Annotated in this window: 15 protein-coding genes and 1 tRNA gene; 6 read left to right on the forward strand and 10 right to left on the reverse strand. The window is 42.8% G+C overall.

Going from position 1 to position 15,013, the window contains the following annotated elements; genetic code table 11:
• Positions 1-3 precede the first annotated feature (3 nt).
• Positions 4-1,548 (reverse strand): murein biosynthesis integral membrane protein MurJ, encoded by a 1,545-nt coding sequence (murJ, locus tag F1847_RS06680; RefSeq protein ID WP_150072301.1) that lies wholly within the window; start codon positions 1,546-1,548, stop codon positions 4-6.
• Positions 1,549-1,662: 114 nt separating this feature from the next.
• Here murJ and F1847_RS06685 point away from each other — a divergent pair, with 114 nt between their 5' ends.
• Positions 1,663-2,865 (forward strand): bifunctional 3,4-dihydroxy-2-butanone-4-phosphate synthase/GTP cyclohydrolase II, encoded by a 1,203-nt coding sequence (locus F1847_RS06685; protein WP_150072302.1) that lies wholly within the window; start codon positions 1,663-1,665, stop codon positions 2,863-2,865.
• An 18-nt stretch (positions 2,866-2,883) separates the two neighbouring features.
• On the forward strand, positions 2,884-4,179 hold the full coding sequence (gene serS / locus F1847_RS06690) for a serine--tRNA ligase (protein ID WP_150072303.1): 1,296 nt from the start codon (positions 2,884-2,886) through the stop codon (positions 4,177-4,179).
• Here serS and F1847_RS06695 read toward each other — a convergent pair.
• From F1847_RS06695 to exbB, 4 genes are all read right to left on the reverse strand, one after another.
• A complete protein-coding gene (locus F1847_RS06695) occupies positions 4,176-4,880 on the reverse strand; it encodes a thermonuclease family protein (protein WP_150072304.1) in 705 nt (234 codons plus the stop codon). The two genes, serS and F1847_RS06695, sit on opposite strands and share 4 nt — an antisense overlap.
• Before the next feature lie 234 nt (positions 4,881-5,114).
• Positions 5,115-5,873, reverse strand: coding sequence for an energy transducer TonB (locus tag F1847_RS06700; RefSeq protein WP_150072305.1), 759 nt, complete (start codon positions 5,871-5,873; stop codon positions 5,115-5,117).
• 4 nt (positions 5,874-5,877) lie between these two features.
• Positions 5,878-6,258 (reverse strand): biopolymer transporter ExbD, encoded by a 381-nt coding sequence (locus tag F1847_RS06705; protein ID WP_150072306.1) that lies wholly within the window; start codon positions 6,256-6,258, stop codon positions 5,878-5,880.
• A gap of 17 nt (positions 6,259-6,275) precedes the next feature.
• A complete protein-coding gene (gene exbB / locus F1847_RS06710) occupies positions 6,276-6,701 on the reverse strand; it encodes a TonB-system energizer ExbB (RefSeq protein WP_150072307.1) in 426 nt (141 codons plus the stop codon).
• A gap of 169 nt (positions 6,702-6,870) precedes the next feature.
• Here exbB and hemW point away from each other — a divergent pair, with 169 nt between their 5' ends.
• Both hemW and F1847_RS06720 read left to right on the forward strand, forming a co-directional pair.
• On the forward strand, positions 6,871-8,016 hold the full coding sequence (gene hemW, locus F1847_RS06715) for a radical SAM family heme chaperone HemW (protein ID WP_150072308.1): 1,146 nt from the start codon (positions 6,871-6,873) through the stop codon (positions 8,014-8,016).
• Positions 7,992-8,726, forward strand: coding sequence for a tRNA1(Val) (adenine(37)-N6)-methyltransferase (locus tag F1847_RS06720; protein ID WP_150072309.1), 735 nt, complete (start codon positions 7,992-7,994; stop codon positions 8,724-8,726). The genes hemW and F1847_RS06720 overlap by 25 nt, the downstream gene beginning before the upstream one ends.
• A 99-nt stretch (positions 8,727-8,825) precedes the next feature.
• Here the strand turns inward: F1847_RS06720 and F1847_RS06725 are convergent, their stop codons facing one another.
• The 4 genes from F1847_RS06725 to F1847_RS06740 all read right to left on the reverse strand — a co-directional run bounded on the left by F1847_RS06725 (position 8,826) and on the right by F1847_RS06740 (position 12,362).
• On the reverse strand, positions 8,826-10,121 hold the full coding sequence (locus tag F1847_RS06725; protein WP_150072310.1) for a hypothetical protein: 1,296 nt from the start codon (positions 10,119-10,121) through the stop codon (positions 8,826-8,828).
• A 391-nt stretch (positions 10,122-10,512) separates the two neighbouring features.
• Entirely contained in the window at positions 10,513-11,289 is a 777-nt protein-coding gene (locus tag F1847_RS06730) for a UPF0280 family protein (protein ID WP_150072311.1), read from the reverse strand.
• 22 nt (positions 11,290-11,311) lie between these two features.
• Positions 11,312-11,869 (reverse strand): fumarate hydratase C-terminal domain-containing protein, encoded by a 558-nt coding sequence (locus F1847_RS06735; RefSeq protein ID WP_150072312.1) that lies wholly within the window; start codon positions 11,867-11,869, stop codon positions 11,312-11,314.
• A gap of 37 nt (positions 11,870-11,906) precedes the next feature.
• Entirely contained in the window at positions 11,907-12,362 is a 456-nt protein-coding gene (locus tag F1847_RS06740; RefSeq protein ID WP_022855595.1) for an Rrf2 family transcriptional regulator, read from the reverse strand.
• A 432-nt stretch (positions 12,363-12,794) separates the two neighbouring features.
• Here F1847_RS06740 and F1847_RS06745 point away from each other — a divergent pair.
• Both F1847_RS06745 and F1847_RS06750 read left to right on the forward strand, forming a co-directional pair.
• Positions 12,795-12,867, forward strand: a tRNA-Phe gene (locus F1847_RS06745).
• Positions 12,868-12,896: 29 nt separating this feature from the next.
• The gene (locus F1847_RS06750) at positions 12,897-13,721 is read left to right on the forward strand and encodes an RNA methyltransferase (RefSeq protein ID WP_150072313.1); all 825 of its coding nucleotides are present in this window, start codon (positions 12,897-12,899) and stop codon (positions 13,719-13,721) included.
• Here F1847_RS06750 and rlmD read toward each other — a convergent pair.
• Positions 13,642-14,937, reverse strand: a complete 1,296-nt coding sequence (rlmD, locus tag F1847_RS06755) for a 23S rRNA (uracil(1939)-C(5))-methyltransferase RlmD (protein ID WP_150072314.1) — start codon at positions 14,935-14,937, stop codon at positions 13,642-13,644. The two genes, F1847_RS06750 and rlmD, sit on opposite strands and share 80 nt — an antisense overlap.
• Between the last annotated feature and the right edge of the window lie 76 nt (positions 14,938-15,013).

Consider the following 15,013-nt stretch of genomic DNA (forward strand, 5'->3'; position numbering starts at 1 on the left):
TTTTTATCTTCTTATTAGTTTAACCCAAAAAAGATAAGTTTCTTCAGGTCCTAAAACCTTACAAACCCCTAAAAACACCACCGCCCCTGTCGGTATGGCTGTGATTAAGTAGCTCCAGCTTTTTAGCCCTAAGGTTTTTAAGAGAAACAAAACCCCGACCAAGGCTAAAAGGGCTATCCCCAAGGTAAAAAGGCTTTTTAGCAAAAACCTTAAAGGCAGGTTTTTTAAAATCATGGCCCCAACCGTCAGCAAAAACAAACACTGCAAAACCAGAGAAAAAGAGGTGCCAAGAGCCACACCTTTTATCCCAAGTGATTTTATGGTAAGAAGGATAACCGTAAGATTAGTAAGTACTGCAAGGATGCTACCTAAGGAAGGAACGATGGTCTTTCCCAAAGAATAAAAAAGAGGGACCGCTGTTTTAGAAAGCCCGTAAAACGGGAGAGACAGCGCTAAGAGCTTTAAAATCTCTGCGGTGTTAAGCGTGTCTACCGAGGTAAACCTTCCCCTTTCAAACAAAACCTCTACCACCGGTTGGGCTAAAAAATAAAGACCTACCGCTGAAGGCAAAGAAAGGCTTAAAGAAACCACCAAAGCCCGAGAAAAGGTATCCTTAGCAGAAACAAAGTCTTTTCTGGCTACCGCCCTTGAAAGCTCAGGGAGTAAGGCTTGAGAAAGACCTACCCCAAAAAGCCCTAAAGGTACATACATTATCCTAAAGGCATAAGAATACCAAGAAACCGCCCCTTCTCCACAAGAGGTAGCAAAAAAAGTGTTGATAAAGATGTTTATCTGGACGGCAGAAAGCCCAAGGATTACCGGTAAGATTAGCCTGAGGACCTCTCTAAAAGAAGGGTCTTTAAAATCTGGGCTAAAAGTAAAGAAAAACCCCCTCTTTTTTACCTCTGGGTATTGAAAATAAAACTGGAGAAAACCCCCTAAGCTAACCCCTACAGCCATAGCATAGATAGGGTTTAGGTTAATGCTTACACATAAAAAATAGCCTAAAACCCCGACTAAAACAGAGGCTACGTTAAAAATACTTGAAGAAAAAGCTGGCAAAAAAAACACCCTAAAAGAATTAAGCATCCCTGCTAAAACAGAAGAAAGGCTTATAAAAAGTAAAAAGGGCATCATGATTTGGGTAAGCCTAACGGTTAACCCAAACTTTTCTGGGTCTTTGGTAAACTCAGGGGCTATAAAACCTACTATCCAAGGGGCGGCTAAAACCCCTGCGATTACTACCGTCCCTAAGATTATCAACAGGTTAGAAAGGATGGTCTGGGCTACCTTAAAGCTTTTTTCAGGACCTTCTTTTTCTAAGGTTGAGCTAAAAACCTTTACAAAGGCTGACCCTAAAGCCCCTTCTGCAAAGAGGTCCCTTAAAAGATTAGGGATACGGTAGGCTACCACATAGGCATCCATGATTTTTCCTGCCCCAAAAAAATAGGCAAGCACCTGTTCTCTTACCAAACCCAAGATACGGCTGATAAAAACCGCAACCGTAACCGAGGTAGCAGACTTGGTCAGGCCCTCGATCTTTTTCATGTTTTTTAAAACATCCCTTGTTTTGTGGTTGCTAAAATTTAAATGAGTTTTATTATATTAAAACGATTTTTCAAAAATAAAACCAGAAACCTGCAAAGGAGGTTTAAATTAGTCATGCCTATAAGCACCATTCCTGAAGCTTTAGAAGACCTAAAACAAGGGAAACTAATCATCGTGGTTGACGATGAGGACAGAGAAAACGAAGGAGACCTCATCTTAGCCGCTGAAAAGGTAACCCCTGAGGCTATTAATTTTATGGCTAAACACGGAAGAGGTCTTATCTGTTTGGCCATCACCCAAGAAATCGCAGAAAGGCTTCAACTTCCTCTACAACCAAGACGAGGCATAGACCCTTTTGGAACCGCCTTTACGGTTTCTATAGACGCAAGACATGGTATCACCACAGGTATCTCTGCCTATGACCGGGCTTATACGATAAAACTGGTGATAGACGAAAACAGCACCCCTCAAGATTTTATCACCCCTGGACATGTCTTTCCTATCATAGCAAGAAAAGGTGGTGTTTTGGTAAGAGCAGGGCATACAGAAGCCGCCGTTGACCTTGCCAGGCTCGCCGGGCTTAAACCAGCCGGGGTTATCTGTGAAATAATGAAAGACGACGGCACGATGGCAAGGCTGCCTGACTTAGAAAAGTTTGCCGAGGAGTTTGGACTAAAGATAATAACCATAAAAGACCTCATCGCCTACCGCCTCCAAAACGAATCCCTGGTAAAAAGAGAGGTAGAAACCTGTCTTCCTACGGCTTTCGGCAACTTCAAACTGATAGCCTACAGTAACTTTATAGACAACGCCACCCATATTGCCTTGGTTATGGGAGAAATAGACGAAAACCCTGTCCTGGTAAGGGTGCATTCTGAATGCCTTACCGGTGATGTTTTTGGTTCGTTAAGGTGTGATTGTGGTCCTCAGCTAAAAAAAGCCATGGAAATGATAGGTAAAGAAGGCAAAGGGGTCATCCTTTACCTTAGACAAGAAGGAAGGGGTATAGGCCTTTTAAACAAACTTAAAGCCTATAAACTGCAAGACGAAGGTAAAGATACGGTAGAGGCTAACTTAGCCTTAGGGTTCAAACCAGACCTAAGAGACTATGGGATAGGCGCTCAAATCCTTAGAGATTTAGGGATAAAACAAATAAGGCTTATGACCAACAACCCAAGAAAAATCGTAGGTCTGGAAGGATACGGAATGAAGGTAGTAGAAAGGGTCCCCATAGAAATACCCCCCAGACCAGAAAACTATAACTACCTTAAAACCAAAAAAGAAAAGCTTGGACATCTTATAACTTGTTTTAAATAAACCTGTGGGAGAGGACTAATGCTTGACCTAAAACTGATAAGAGAAAAACCTGATTGGGTAAAAGCCAGACTTAAAACCCGTGGTCAAGACTTTCCTATAGACGAAATCCTCTCTTTAGACCAGCAAAGAAGAAACCTTATCCAGCAGGTAGAGGCTTTAAGGCACCTGAGAAAGGAAAAATCTGAGCAAATCGGAAGGCTGAAAAAACAAGGAAAAGAAGAAGAGGCAAACCTTTTAGCACAAGAAGTTAAACGTTTAGGAGAAGAACTAAAGACCTTAGAAGCCAAACTTGCTGAAGTAGAAACAACCCTGCAGGAAAAACTTCTTTACCTTCCTAACCTTCCTCATGAAACCGTCCCTTTAGGCAAAGACGACTCAGAAAACATAGTGGTAAAAAGATGGGGAGAGCCTCCTCAGTTTGGTTTTGAACCAAAACCCCATTGGGAAATAGGAGAAAAACTTGGTATCCTTGATTTTGAAAGGGCTGCCAAAATTACCGGTTCAAGGTTTGTGGTTTATTTTAACGAAGGAGCCCTTTTAGAAAGAGCGCTGATAAACTTTATGTTAGACCTACATGTTAAAAAACACGGATATAAAGAGGTTCTTCCTCCTTTTATCGTTAACGAAACCTCTCTCATAGGCACCGCCCAGCTACCCAAGTTTAAAGAAGACCTTTTTAAACTTGAAGACTGGGACTACTATCTTATCCCCACCGCAGAAGTGCCTGTAACCAACCTCCACAGGGACGAAATCCTGTCTGAAGAAGACCTTCCCCTCTACTACACCGCCTACACACCCTGTTTTCGGTCTGAAGCAGGGTCTCATGGAAGAGACACCCGAGGAATAGTCAGACAACACCAGTTTAACAAGGTAGAACTGGTAAAGTTTGTAGCCCCTGAGACCTCTTATCAAGAGCTTGAATCCTTGCTGTTAGACGCAGAAGAGGTTTTACAACTCCTTGGGCTACATTATAGGGTAGTAGCCCTTTGCACAGGAGATTTAGGGTTTGCCTCTGCCAAAACCTATGACATAGAGGTCTGGGCCCCTGGACAAAAAAGATATGTAGAAATCTCCTCTTGCTCTAACTTTGAGGATTTTCAAGCAAGAAGGGCTAACATCAGATACCGCCCCAAAGACGGTGGAAAACCAAGGTTTGTCCACACCCTAAACGGCTCTGGACTGGCTATAGGAAGAACGGTTATGGCCATCTTAGAAAACTACCAACAAGAAGACGGCTCAGTAATCATCCCAGAAGCACTGCGTCCTTACATGGGAGGCCTTGAAAAAATAACACCCAGGTCTAAAAAACCTTAATAACCCGGAAAAATTTTATCAAAACACTCTCTGGAGGGACAATACCCCTCCAAAAAAGCCTCCTCTAAACTTTTAAAATAAACCTTTCTTTTTATCCTCTTAGCCTCCGTACAGTCTGGATGATGAAACCTTTTAGACTGCTTATTTCCGATGTAAACCACCCCTTTTGGTTGTTTGTCAAGCAAAGAAAAAAAGCCCTTTCTTTTTTTAACCACCTCTGCCTGCAAAGGAAGTAGCTTATGATAATAATCTGCACTTCCCGGAAAATAACAAACCAGTGCCAACCCTTCCCTCACCAGTATCTCAGAAACCGAAGTCCCGTTTTCAAAATAAAGGTCCCCTAAAAGCCTTCCGTAATGGTCCTTTTCCTTAAGGGAGGCCTTAAGCCTAAAAACCTTTCCCTCGGTCAGCCGTTTGTTTAACCTGTAGGCCTCTTCAGCAAAAGGCTGAGGCGGTAAGCCCTTCCCATGGTTTAACTCAGGGGTGTCAATCCCTGCATACCTGAGCCTTTCTCCGTTATGAAGCAACACGGTATCTCCGTCTAAAGCCCTTACCACCTTTACGGTATTTTCAGAGAGATTCTCCTGTTTTTTACAACCCCCAAGGCTAACCAACCAAACTAAACAAAACACCACCAGTAAGACAACAAACCTAATCCCTTGAACCCTAACCTGAAAACCCACTTTATCTAACCCTCCCATATCCCTTACCTCCGGCTCTTAACTTCCTAAACCTTGGTACCCCAACCAACCTGTCTTTTACCCTTTATATCCTTAACACCCACATCCTTTTTATCGTGCCAATCAACAGATACGCGTAAACCCACCTCTTAATCCCCATCCAACTTAGGGTAAAACCACCATTATAAAACCTCTAACCTTACATTATAACCTAAAAATATACCATTAAAATTAAGGACTTTTAACTGAAGGCTTTTAGTTTAGCTTGTAGGTTACCGGAAGTTTGACTTTAACGTCTACCGGAGGGACAGGAAAGTATTTGGCACAGGCTTGTAAAGTAGCGACGGTGTTTTCGTCTAACACTTTATAACCAGAAGAATTAACCACCTTAACCTCTTTTACCGTCCCTTCCTTGGTAAGCACAAAAGAAACAACCACCTTTCCTTCCCATCCCATCCTTCTTGCCAGATAGGGGTATTGAAGATGCCTTCTTACGATGTCTGAGATGATAGAAAACTTTTGCGCAAGAAACTGCTCCCCTGCCTTTTCTGCCTCTTTACCCTCTTGAGCCTCACCTTTAAACCCTCCAGCCTTTAAACCACCCTCGTTTGCCGCCTCAACAGAATAAGCCGCTTTATGTCCTCCTGACCCTTCTGCCGGTTGTAAAGGAGTCTCTTTGGCTAAAACCCTCTGAGAAGAAGCCTCTTTCTTAGCTGAGAACTCCTCCTGATTAACCATCGTTGGGTTTGTGTCCTCTTCTACCAAAGCTTGTTCAGACCTTTGTTCTTTGGCTGGCAAAGGTTGGTTGAAAAAAGGTTGGTTTAAAAGAGAACCCGCCTCTTTTTTCCCTTCCTTTTGGGTGTCTCCTCTCAGCTCTGGTCCTAAATAAGCGTCTAAGTCTATTTCTATGTATTTAGCAGACCCAACCTCACTTAGTCTAAAAACCACCAAAAAACCCAGCAAAACCAAAAGATGTAAAAAAAAAGAAGTAGAAAGATACCTTGCAGAAACCATCCCTTTATCTTACAACCTCGGTTTTTATAGATACCCTTTTTACCTCATGCCTTTTTAACAGGTCAAGCACATCAACCAGCCCTTGCACCTGAGAGGACCTGTCTGCTAAGATAGAGACCTGCACCTCCCCTTTTAAACTTCCTACCAAATCCTCAAGCTCCTTTAGACTGACCTTTCTGCCTTCAAAAAAAACCTCTCCCTCCTTGGTAAGGGTTATCTGATAGGTCCTTATTTCGGCCGTCTCTGCAGATTTGGCTTTAGGAAGGTTTACAGGAATGCTTCCCTGCACGATAAACGTAGCGGTAACAAGCACAATCGTCAATAAAACCAACATGATGTCTACCAAAGGTATCACGTTTATGTAATCAAACTCCTTTTCTTCCATTCCTGTCCCCTTTTTAACTAACGGTTAAAATGGAGTTCCCATAAGGCAACCTTTTCTTTTACCTTTCTTAAAAGGTAGTTGTAAAACGCCGTAGAAGGTATGGCTACCAAAAGCCCAACCGCCGTGGCTTTTAAAGCTAAAGCCAACCCTACCATAATCTTTCTGCTGTCAACCATCCCTTCTTGCCCGATGGTATAAAAAGTGAGCATAATCCCTAAAACCGTCCCTAAAAGCCCAATATAAGGGGCATTAGCCCCAACGGTAGCTATCACATAAAGCCCTTTCGTCAGGTCTATCTCAAGCTCCTTGGCATGCTTATAGGTTGAAAGCTCAACCCTCCTATAATAACTTAACCTTTCTATCCCTATCGCTATAGAAATCACGCTTAACCCAACCAAAACCCCGATTATCCCATAGTCTACCAACCAGATTAAATAGTTCATCCCCTGTCTTCCTCCCTCTTAAACTCAGACTTTCCACACTAAACCATAAAAAAATGCTAACAAATATTACTAAACTGATGTTAATACAAAAAAAAAAATTGTCAATCTATCGTTCTTTCTTAACCCTTAAAACCTTGCTAACCCTTATAGCCTGAATTATAATACCCTTATGTCCTTGGTTGAGGCTGCCCTTTACCTTCATGTCCCCTTTTGTCTAAAAAAGTGTCCTTACTGTGATTTTTACTCTATCCCTCATGTTCCCTCAACTTTAGATGAAAAAGCCTATCTTAAAGCCTTAAAGGCTGAGGTAAGTCAGCTTAAACCCTTCTTGTTCTCTTTGTTAGACCCAGACCATCTCAGGTTTACCACCTTTTATGTCGGAGGAGGCACCCCTTCCCTTCTTTCTCCTGGGTTTTACCAATCGGTTTTTGAGCTTCTTGCTTCTGTGTTTAACTTTTCGCCTGAAGAGCTAACCCTTGAAGCCAACCCTGACACCCTCACCCCTGACAAACTAAAAGGTTTCTTGCAGGCAGGTTTTAACCGGCTAAGCCTTGGGGTCCAAAGCCTTACGGCAAAGGGCCTAAAAACCCTACAAAGAACCCACGACCTAAAAACCACCCTAAAAGCCTTAGAAACCGCCTCTTCCCTTTTTAAAAACCTTTCCTTAGACTTTATCTTCGGCTGGAGGCACCAAGGAGAAAAAACCCTAAAAAAAGAGATAGAAACAGCCCTAAGCTTTTCTCCTACCCACCTTTCTTTTTATGAACTAACCATAGAAAAAAACCGGCCTTTTTCTGGTTTTTCCCCTAAAAAACCCGTGGAAAAGCTCTACCTTGTGATAGAGGAAACCCTCAAAACCAGGGGTTTTTTGCGTTATGAAATCTCAAACTATGCTAAACCTGGTTTCGAATGCCAGCACAACCTTTTTTACTGGGAGGTAAAACCCTACCTCGGGCTTGGTCCCTCGGCAGTCTCGCGGGTCTCAAACCTTAGATGGCAAAACCCGGCAGACCTAAAAGCCTACGCTGAAAACCTGCTGATAAAAGGAAAACTTCCCCTAAAAATCATAGAAAGGCTTGATAACCTTGAGTTTGCCAAGGAATATCTCTTTATGGGGTTAAGGCTCCAAAAAGGAATAGACCTAAAAAGACTTAAAAACGAGTTTGGCTACACCTTAAAAGAAGACCTGTTAAAAAACCTTTCTAAAAAAGGTTTGATAGAAAAAAGAGACCACAGCCTAACCCTTACGTTTAAAGGTAAACTCTTACACAATCAGGTGGTAAAACTGCTATGGAAGGCCTTGCTCAAGACCTAACCCTTACCTCCTTTTTTCAAGGCAGATTAAAGGTCTACCAGCCTAAAAAGGGCTATCGGTTTGGGATAGACGCCTTGCTTTTGGGTCATTTTTTAAGACTAAAACCTGAAGAAAAGGCACTTGAGGTTGGAGCTGGGTCTGGGATAGTCTCCCTGATGGCTGCGCTAAAATACCCTAAGGCTAAACTCTGGGCACTTGAGGTTGACCCTGTTTTCGTGTCCTGCCTTAAAAAAAACCTTCAGGAAAACCAACTCAAAAACCCTGTTTTTTTGGTAAAAGGAGACATCCTAAAAAGCCCTTTTAAACAAGAAAGGTTTGACGTAGTCTTCTCTAACCCACCTTATTTTAAGGTTGGTTGCGGAAGGCAAAGCCCAGACCCTCTTAAAAATCTGGCTAAAAGAGAAATAGGTTTAAGCCTAAAAAATTTTCTAAAAAACGTAGCCAGACTGCTTAAAAACCGAGGAAGACTTTACCTGATTTTTACCGCCCTAAGGACCGCTGAACTCATCTCTGCCTTAAAGGAAACAAGGCTTGAGCCTAAAACCTTAAGGTTTGTCCATTCCTACCCTGGGGATAACGCCCGGTTTGTCTTGGTTGAGGCGGTAAAACTTGCAGGAGAAGAAACCTTAGTTTTACCCCCACTTTTTATCTACGAAAAAAGAAAAGGAGTCTATACCCAAGAGGTAAAAGCCATGTTAGAAGGTTTTTAAGCCATTATTTAAGCCTTTAAAACAAAAAGGGGCAACCGGTTGGTTGCCCCTTTTAAAACTAACCAAGGCAGGCACTTAGCCTGCCTTTTTTATCCCTTTTTAGAACATGGTCTGGATGTAGAGGTACCAGTCGGTGATAGAATCTTCAAGCTCCTTTTCCTTCAAATATGCCTTGGCTGCGTCGTCATAGCTAACCTTGTCAAAACCAAGGGATACCTTGGCAGCCTGACCCTTGAGGTAGTAGTTAAGAGCAACCCCCCAACGGTCAAAGGTAAAATCTTTCTTGTCACCGGATACACCGTCAGCTTCTACGTTTTCATACCTGATGGCAAGGGCTGGCTTTCCAAAACCAACGACCGCATCATAAAGAAGCTGTCCCTGAGCATACCAGATGGTAGTATCTCCTTTTTTAATATCTGAAGTAGTTTCGTTATAGAAATGGCTGTCGTTTAACTTGATGTAGCCAACCTGAAGGTTAGGCACCCAACAACCAAACTTCTTTTCAAAGAAAAGGTCAGCCGTCCAACCATCAGCCTCTAAACTGCTGGCGCTGCTAGAATAATTACCTTTATCATAAAGCTTTTCTTTGTAGTAGCCAAGACCTATGGTAAGAACATCCTTTTTACCAAGGTAGGTGTCAGAAACCTTACCAGCCGGAGAAGAGGTAGACTCTGGGGCAAACCCAAGCATAGTTGGGGTAAACTCAACCCTGGCTACCCACTGATAATTTTTAAAAGGCTTACCTCCCCTTTGATTTTCGTTAAACACACCGACATTATACCTAAACATACCGTTAGCGATGTCTCCGTGCACATACAAACCACCATCAACCTTTCCAATAAGGTCTAAAGGTTTGTTACTAATATTATATTTGTTTCCTTTTCCTTTAACAGCCTCAAAAATTCCTTTAGCATCATCACCACCCTTATCATACCAAGCATCGGTAGGAATGATTAAGCTATAAGAAGAGGTCATCTGATTCCTGGTAAAAGGCACCCTCACCTTTCCTGCCCTTACCTGAAGCTCAGGCATAAACACAAAGTTAACCCCACCTTCAGAGAAAACTACCTTATTGTCTTTAGCATAACCACCTGCTTTCTCCTTTACGAATTTCTCATCATAAGCACCGGCAGCGTTCCACTCACCATAAAACTGGACCATCTTGCTTACCTGACCAGAGATGTAAAAACGAGAATCCTTGACGTCAAAAACCTTTTTAGTGTAATCATTGCTCTTTGCCCTTTCATCAAAGTGCTGATACATAATCTTCATGTTGTAGCCAAAGTCTGCAAAGGTGTCTTCGTCCACCTTGATCTGTGCAGCCTGAGAACTGACTGCATAACCTAAAACTAAAGCACCTGCCACACCTAAAACCTTCCATCTTGCTACCTTCATGCCACACCTCCTTTATTTTTTCTTTTTAAAAACCTAATGTCCTAAACCAAAAAAACACAAACCTTTAAAAAAATAAACACAAAATCCCGTTTTGTCAACCCTTTAAAACCCTCACCAACCAACACCAACCCAAACCTCTACCCAAAACCTCAAAAAAAGCTCCCTACAACCTCTCGCTACAATCTCTACAAAAACCGCCCTTTCAAAGACCTAATAAACTTCCATACTTGGTTTTATACTACAGACCTTACTTTTTGTCAAGCCGAATTTAAGCTTTTTTTTATTGATTAGACTTAATAAAAACATATTAGACCGTATTGTTTGATAAAAACTTCTTTTTTTACAAATTTACGCTCTTTTTCTTTGATTTTTAATCATATCTATTTTTAACCTAAGAAATTTTCAAGGGTTCAAGCCTTATGCCTTTTCCCCAAACCAAAAGCTTTTCTCCTAAAAGACACACCACCCCTAAAAGGTCTTCTACCTTTTTTGCCTTTTTTATGACCTTGTCAAAGTCCCTGTCCTCTTTTAGCTGGTTCCCAAAGGCAGTAGCCAAGGCGTCTGCTACCGAGGCTTTTTTATGGACCACCGTTACCGCATCAGCCCTTCCAAAGCTTAGGCTGTGTCCTATCTTGCCAGAAGAGGTGCAAACCCCGCAAGGCATAAAACAAGAAGGCACGACCAAACAAACCTTTTGAGAAAAGGGAGACTCTATCCCTGCAAACAAAGCCACCTTGGCATCCTTTTTAAGCCATAAAAACACGTCTCCCCCGTTTTCTACCACCACCTGAGAGGTCAACCCTTGAGCAACAAGCGCCCTTCCAACCTCTTCAGCAATCGCCCCAGCCACAGCCGCCATAGGACCAACCCCTGCCACCTCTCCTGCCAAAAACATCTCCTTTACCAAAACCGGCGCCTCTGGGTCAAAAGGCAAAGGCCTAAGGCTTGCTAAAAACTCAGGCCTTTTTAACAGATAAGCCTCAAGAGGAAGACGTATCTCCCGCACAAGAGACCAAACCTGAGGGCTTAAATCCCTTTCTGCCACCACCAAAAGGTCGGTCTCTTTATAAACCACCCGAAACCTGCAAAGCTCACCACTAACCAAACTGCGGTAAAAAGGGACCTGACCATAAAGGTCGGCTTTAAGGGCTTTTCCCTTTTCCTCCATCCAAACCTACTTTTAAAGTAATCTACATAGAATAAAAATCCTCTCCGACAACAGTATTTATCACCACCGCCGGAAAGTCTCTCACCTTTATCCGAAAAAAAGCCTCTGGACCAAGGTCTTCCCAACCAACAACCTCTACCTTTTCCACAAACCGACTAAGAAAAGCCCCAGCCCCTCCAAAAGTAGCCAAATAAACCGCCTGATACCTTTTCATCAACTCAACCACCTTGGAAGACCTCTTACCCTTGCCGATGGTAGCCGCAAGCCCAAGGGCTAAAAAATCCTCCATATAGGCATCCATCCTGGTTGAAGTCGTAGGCCCACATGCCCCGATAATCCTTCCCTCTGGGGCAGGGGTAGGACCCACATAATACATCGCCTGGTTGGTAAAATCAAAGGAAAAACTTCCCTCTTTTAACGCCTGAAGTATCCTGCGGTGGGTGGCATCCCTCCCACATAAAACCCAACCACAAATCAACACAGGCTCCCCTGGCAAAAGCCCATCAAGCCTTCCTCTATCCTCAAGAGGAAAATAAAGCCTCTTAGCCTTAGAAAAAAACTGTTTAAAAAACTCACCCATCTCAGCAAATCACCATCAACTCGTTTAGTAAGTCTGCTTAACAACAACCGGCAGTAATCGTCTCAACCAACTTTTTCTTGTCTTTCTCGGTCTCCACCCTCAAAAGGTCCCCAAGCTTAACCTGCTTAAGCAGACACTCTATATACTGCCCGATTTTTTTCCAGATAGGATAAGCCACGCACTCTTCTACATCCTCACAGCCCTCTCCAGGGTCTATACAAGAGGCAATACACACAGGTCCCTCAAGAGGCTCAAGGATTTCATAAAGAGATACCTCGTCAGGATGTTTCCTTAAAACATAACCGCCCCCTGGCCCACGAGAAGACTTGATAAGCCTTGACTGACGCAACCGGTTTAAAATCTGCGCTAAATAAACCCGAGAAATGTTTTGACTGGCAGAAATCTCCTCCAAAGTAACCCCGTTGGGATAAGCCTTGGCTATCTCATACATCGCCCTTACGGCATACCTACCTTTGGTCGAAAGCTTAAACATAACCCATCACCCCTCTTAAAAGTAATTTTAAAGCTATTTAAATATACTTAGCTTATTTTAATATAAAATTTAATTATTACAAGATATCTTTGAAAAAATTTTTTTAAAATAAACTTTAAAAGTATACTCTTAAGCTCAATTTTTTCAACACAGTCTGCCGTTTGGGTCAAACCCTTTTTAAACACCGCAAGTCAAACCAAAAAACCTTCAGCCCAAACACAAAGCCTCCTTATATTAAACCTTTTTAAGCTTAAGGCAAGCCTCTGGTTTAACCTATCATTTTTTAAGCCTACAACCTCTGGGGGATGCCTTTGGGGGGTTGGGGATGGAACACGGTAAAGGTTTAAAGGGGGGGGTTTTAAAAATTTTAAAGTTTTTTTAGGTTTAAAAAGTTGACAAAACTTTAATTTAGGTTATTTTAGATAACAGGTTGCCGGGGTAGCTCAGTCGGTAGAGCAGCGGACTGAAAATCCGCGTGTCCCTGGTTCGATTCCGGGCCCCGGCACCTCCAATAATTTCTCTTTTTAGGTCTACATGCAAGTACGTCCCATCGCTAAGCCTCAAAAGGCTCGTCTTGAAAACCTTGCGGTAGTGCTGGTAAACCCGATGTATTCTGAAAACATCGGTGCTGCAGCCAGAGCCTGTGCTAATTTTGGGGTGCCTAACCTTATCGTCGTAAACCCTGAGAGTCTTGACGAAGAAAAAATGAAGGCGATGGCTACTAAAGCAGGGATTCCTATAATAGAAAGCATGCAAGTTTTTCCAGACCTGGAATCTGCTTTAAAAGATTTTCGGTATGTGGTAGGCACAACCGCCAGGCTTGGCAGAAGAAGGATGGTCTATCACACCCCTAAGGAGATAGCCCCTTATTTATGTGAGCTTTCGGTAAACAACCGGATAGCCATCCTTTTTGGAAACGAAAGGTTTGGGCTTTCAAACGAAGATTTAGGGCTTTGTGATAAGGTGGTTACCATCCCCACCACCGAGCATGCCTCCCTTAACGTAGCCCAAGCGGTGGTAATCATCCTTTATGAAATCTTTCAGCACGCAGGAGAGCCGGTTTTTCCTAAACCTCAGTTGGCAACCCAGCATGAACTTTCTATCATGTATAAAATCATAGAGGCAACCTTAGCGACTATAGACTACATCCCCCATGAAAACCAGGTATTGTGGCTTACCAACATCCGCCGTTTTCTGTCAAGGCTTGAGCTTACCTCAAAAGAGGTAAAAATCATCCAAGGGTTTTGCAGACAACTGCTCTGGGCCTTGGGGAAAGAGATTAAGCTTTCTTCTCAAGAAGAGAAAGAACCTCAAAGTGATAGGTCTGAGGAAACATATCAAACAGATAAACCTTCTTAAGGACATAACCTAAGTCTTTTAAAATCTTTAAGTCTCTTGCCAGCGTAGGGGCATCACAAGAAACATAAACCAGATATTTTCGGTTTACCTCAGGAAGAAACCTTAGGATTTCTTTACAGCCTCCGCGGGGAGGGTCAAGCACCATCAAGTCAAACTCCTCTCCCTGTTTGATGGCCTGATATAAAGCCTCGGTTGAACTCATCTGTCTGAGGTCAAGCCTTCCGTTGATACCGTTTCTCTCTGCGGTATAAAGCCCGTCTTCTATCGCCCTTAAGTCTGTGTCTACCCCTAAGGCCTTGGTTATCCCTTCTGATAACAAAGCCAACACAAAGTTTCCCATACCGCAGTGCAAATCAAGGACCGTTTCACAATCAAGGCCCCAAGATTTTATAGTTTCTATGATGGCTAAGTTTATTCCCCAGTTGGTTTGGACAAAAACCCCTGGCTGAACATAATAAACCAGCTGTTCTGGTCCTTGAAAAAGTCTTCTTCCTCCGAAAGAGGCGTCTTCAGGAAAAGGACCCTCTGGATGGCGTCCTTTCATCCAGTAAAAACTGGCCTTGAGCTGAGGAAGAGAGGACAATTCTTCTAAGTCCTGTTTGTTAGGCCTAAAGGCTGTCCAAAAAATCAGGGTAGCTTTACCGTCTAACGGAGAAGACTCTATCTTTATCCGCTTGCTGTAGGTTGAAAGCCTTAACCAAGAAGGAGTTTGATAAAGGCTTAAAAGCACCTGGTTTAAAACCTCTTCGGCAAGAAGACATCTTTCTATCCTTAAGACCTCATGGGATTTTCTTTTTACAAAACCCATCTTAAGGCTTTCAGCCTCTACATGAAGCCTCAGCCGGTTCCGATAGAAAAACTCCTTGGGAGAGGGGACCACCCCTTCCAAGGGTACCTCTTCTTTCCAACCAGCCCTGGCAAAAGTTTCATAAAGGATAGTCTTTTTAAGGTTTAGCTGAGCTTGATATACCGCGTGCTGAAATTGACAACCTCCGCACACCCCATAATAAGGGCATAAAGGGTCTCTCCTCTCAGGAGAGGGCTCTAAAAGGTCTATCAGGTCTGCCTCGGCATAGTCCCCAAAATCTTTAACTATCTTAACCTTAACCAGCTCTCCAGGCAAGGAATAAGGCACAAAAAGGACCTTACCGTCAGGCAGCCTCCCTAAGCCTTCTCCACCAAAAACCACCTTTTCTATCCTAACTACCTTTTCCATGACACCCTTTCTTTTAACACTTACCTAAGTAGACCACCTTGTTTTTCGAAAAAAAATCAGGTTTTTATTATACCAC

This window comes from Thermodesulfobacterium sp. TA1, from assembly GCF_008630935.1.
GTDB lineage: Bacteria > Desulfobacterota > Thermodesulfobacteria > Thermodesulfobacteriales > Thermodesulfobacteriaceae > Thermodesulfobacterium.

What these genes read in the sequence shown, in the direction of transcription:
- murJ (WP_150072301.1), bottom strand. Translation starts at nt 1,548, where the DNA reads ATGAAAAAGATCGAGGGCCTGACCAAGTCTGCTACCTCGGTTACGGTT.
- F1847_RS06685 (WP_150072302.1), top strand. Translation starts at nt 1,663, where the DNA reads ATGCCTATAAGCACCATTCCTGAAGCTTTAGAAGACCTAAAACAAGGG.
- serS (WP_150072303.1), top strand. Translation starts at nt 2,884, where the DNA reads ATGCTTGACCTAAAACTGATAAGAGAAAAACCTGATTGGGTAAAAGCC.
- F1847_RS06695 (WP_150072304.1), bottom strand. Translation starts at nt 4,880, where the DNA reads ATGGGAGGGTTAGATAAAGTGGGTTTTCAGGTTAGGGTTCAAGGGATT.
- F1847_RS06700 (WP_150072305.1), bottom strand. Translation starts at nt 5,873, where the DNA reads ATGGTTTCTGCAAGGTATCTTTCTACTTCTTTTTTTTTACATCTTTTG.
- F1847_RS06705 (WP_150072306.1), bottom strand. Translation starts at nt 6,258, where the DNA reads ATGGAAGAAAAGGAGTTTGATTACATAAACGTGATACCTTTGGTAGAC.
- exbB (WP_150072307.1), bottom strand. Translation starts at nt 6,701, where the DNA reads ATGAACTATTTAATCTGGTTGGTAGACTATGGGATAATCGGGGTTTTG.
- hemW (WP_150072308.1), top strand. Translation starts at nt 6,871, where the DNA reads ATGTCCTTGGTTGAGGCTGCCCTTTACCTTCATGTCCCCTTTTGTCTA.
- F1847_RS06720 (WP_150072309.1), top strand. Translation starts at nt 7,992, where the DNA reads ATGGAAGGCCTTGCTCAAGACCTAACCCTTACCTCCTTTTTTCAAGGC.
- F1847_RS06725 (WP_150072310.1), bottom strand. Translation starts at nt 10,121, where the DNA reads ATGAAGGTAGCAAGATGGAAGGTTTTAGGTGTGGCAGGTGCTTTAGTT.
- F1847_RS06730 (WP_150072311.1), bottom strand. Translation starts at nt 11,289, where the DNA reads ATGGAGGAAAAGGGAAAAGCCCTTAAAGCCGACCTTTATGGTCAGGTC.
- F1847_RS06735 (WP_150072312.1), bottom strand. Translation starts at nt 11,869, where the DNA reads ATGGGTGAGTTTTTTAAACAGTTTTTTTCTAAGGCTAAGAGGCTTTAT.
- F1847_RS06740 (WP_022855595.1), bottom strand. Translation starts at nt 12,362, where the DNA reads ATGTTTAAGCTTTCGACCAAAGGTAGGTATGCCGTAAGGGCGATGTAT.
- F1847_RS06750 (WP_150072313.1), top strand. Translation starts at nt 12,897, where the DNA reads ATGCAAGTACGTCCCATCGCTAAGCCTCAAAAGGCTCGTCTTGAAAAC.
- rlmD (WP_150072314.1), bottom strand. Translation starts at nt 14,937, where the DNA reads ATGGAAAAGGTAGTTAGGATAGAAAAGGTGGTTTTTGGTGGAGAAGGC.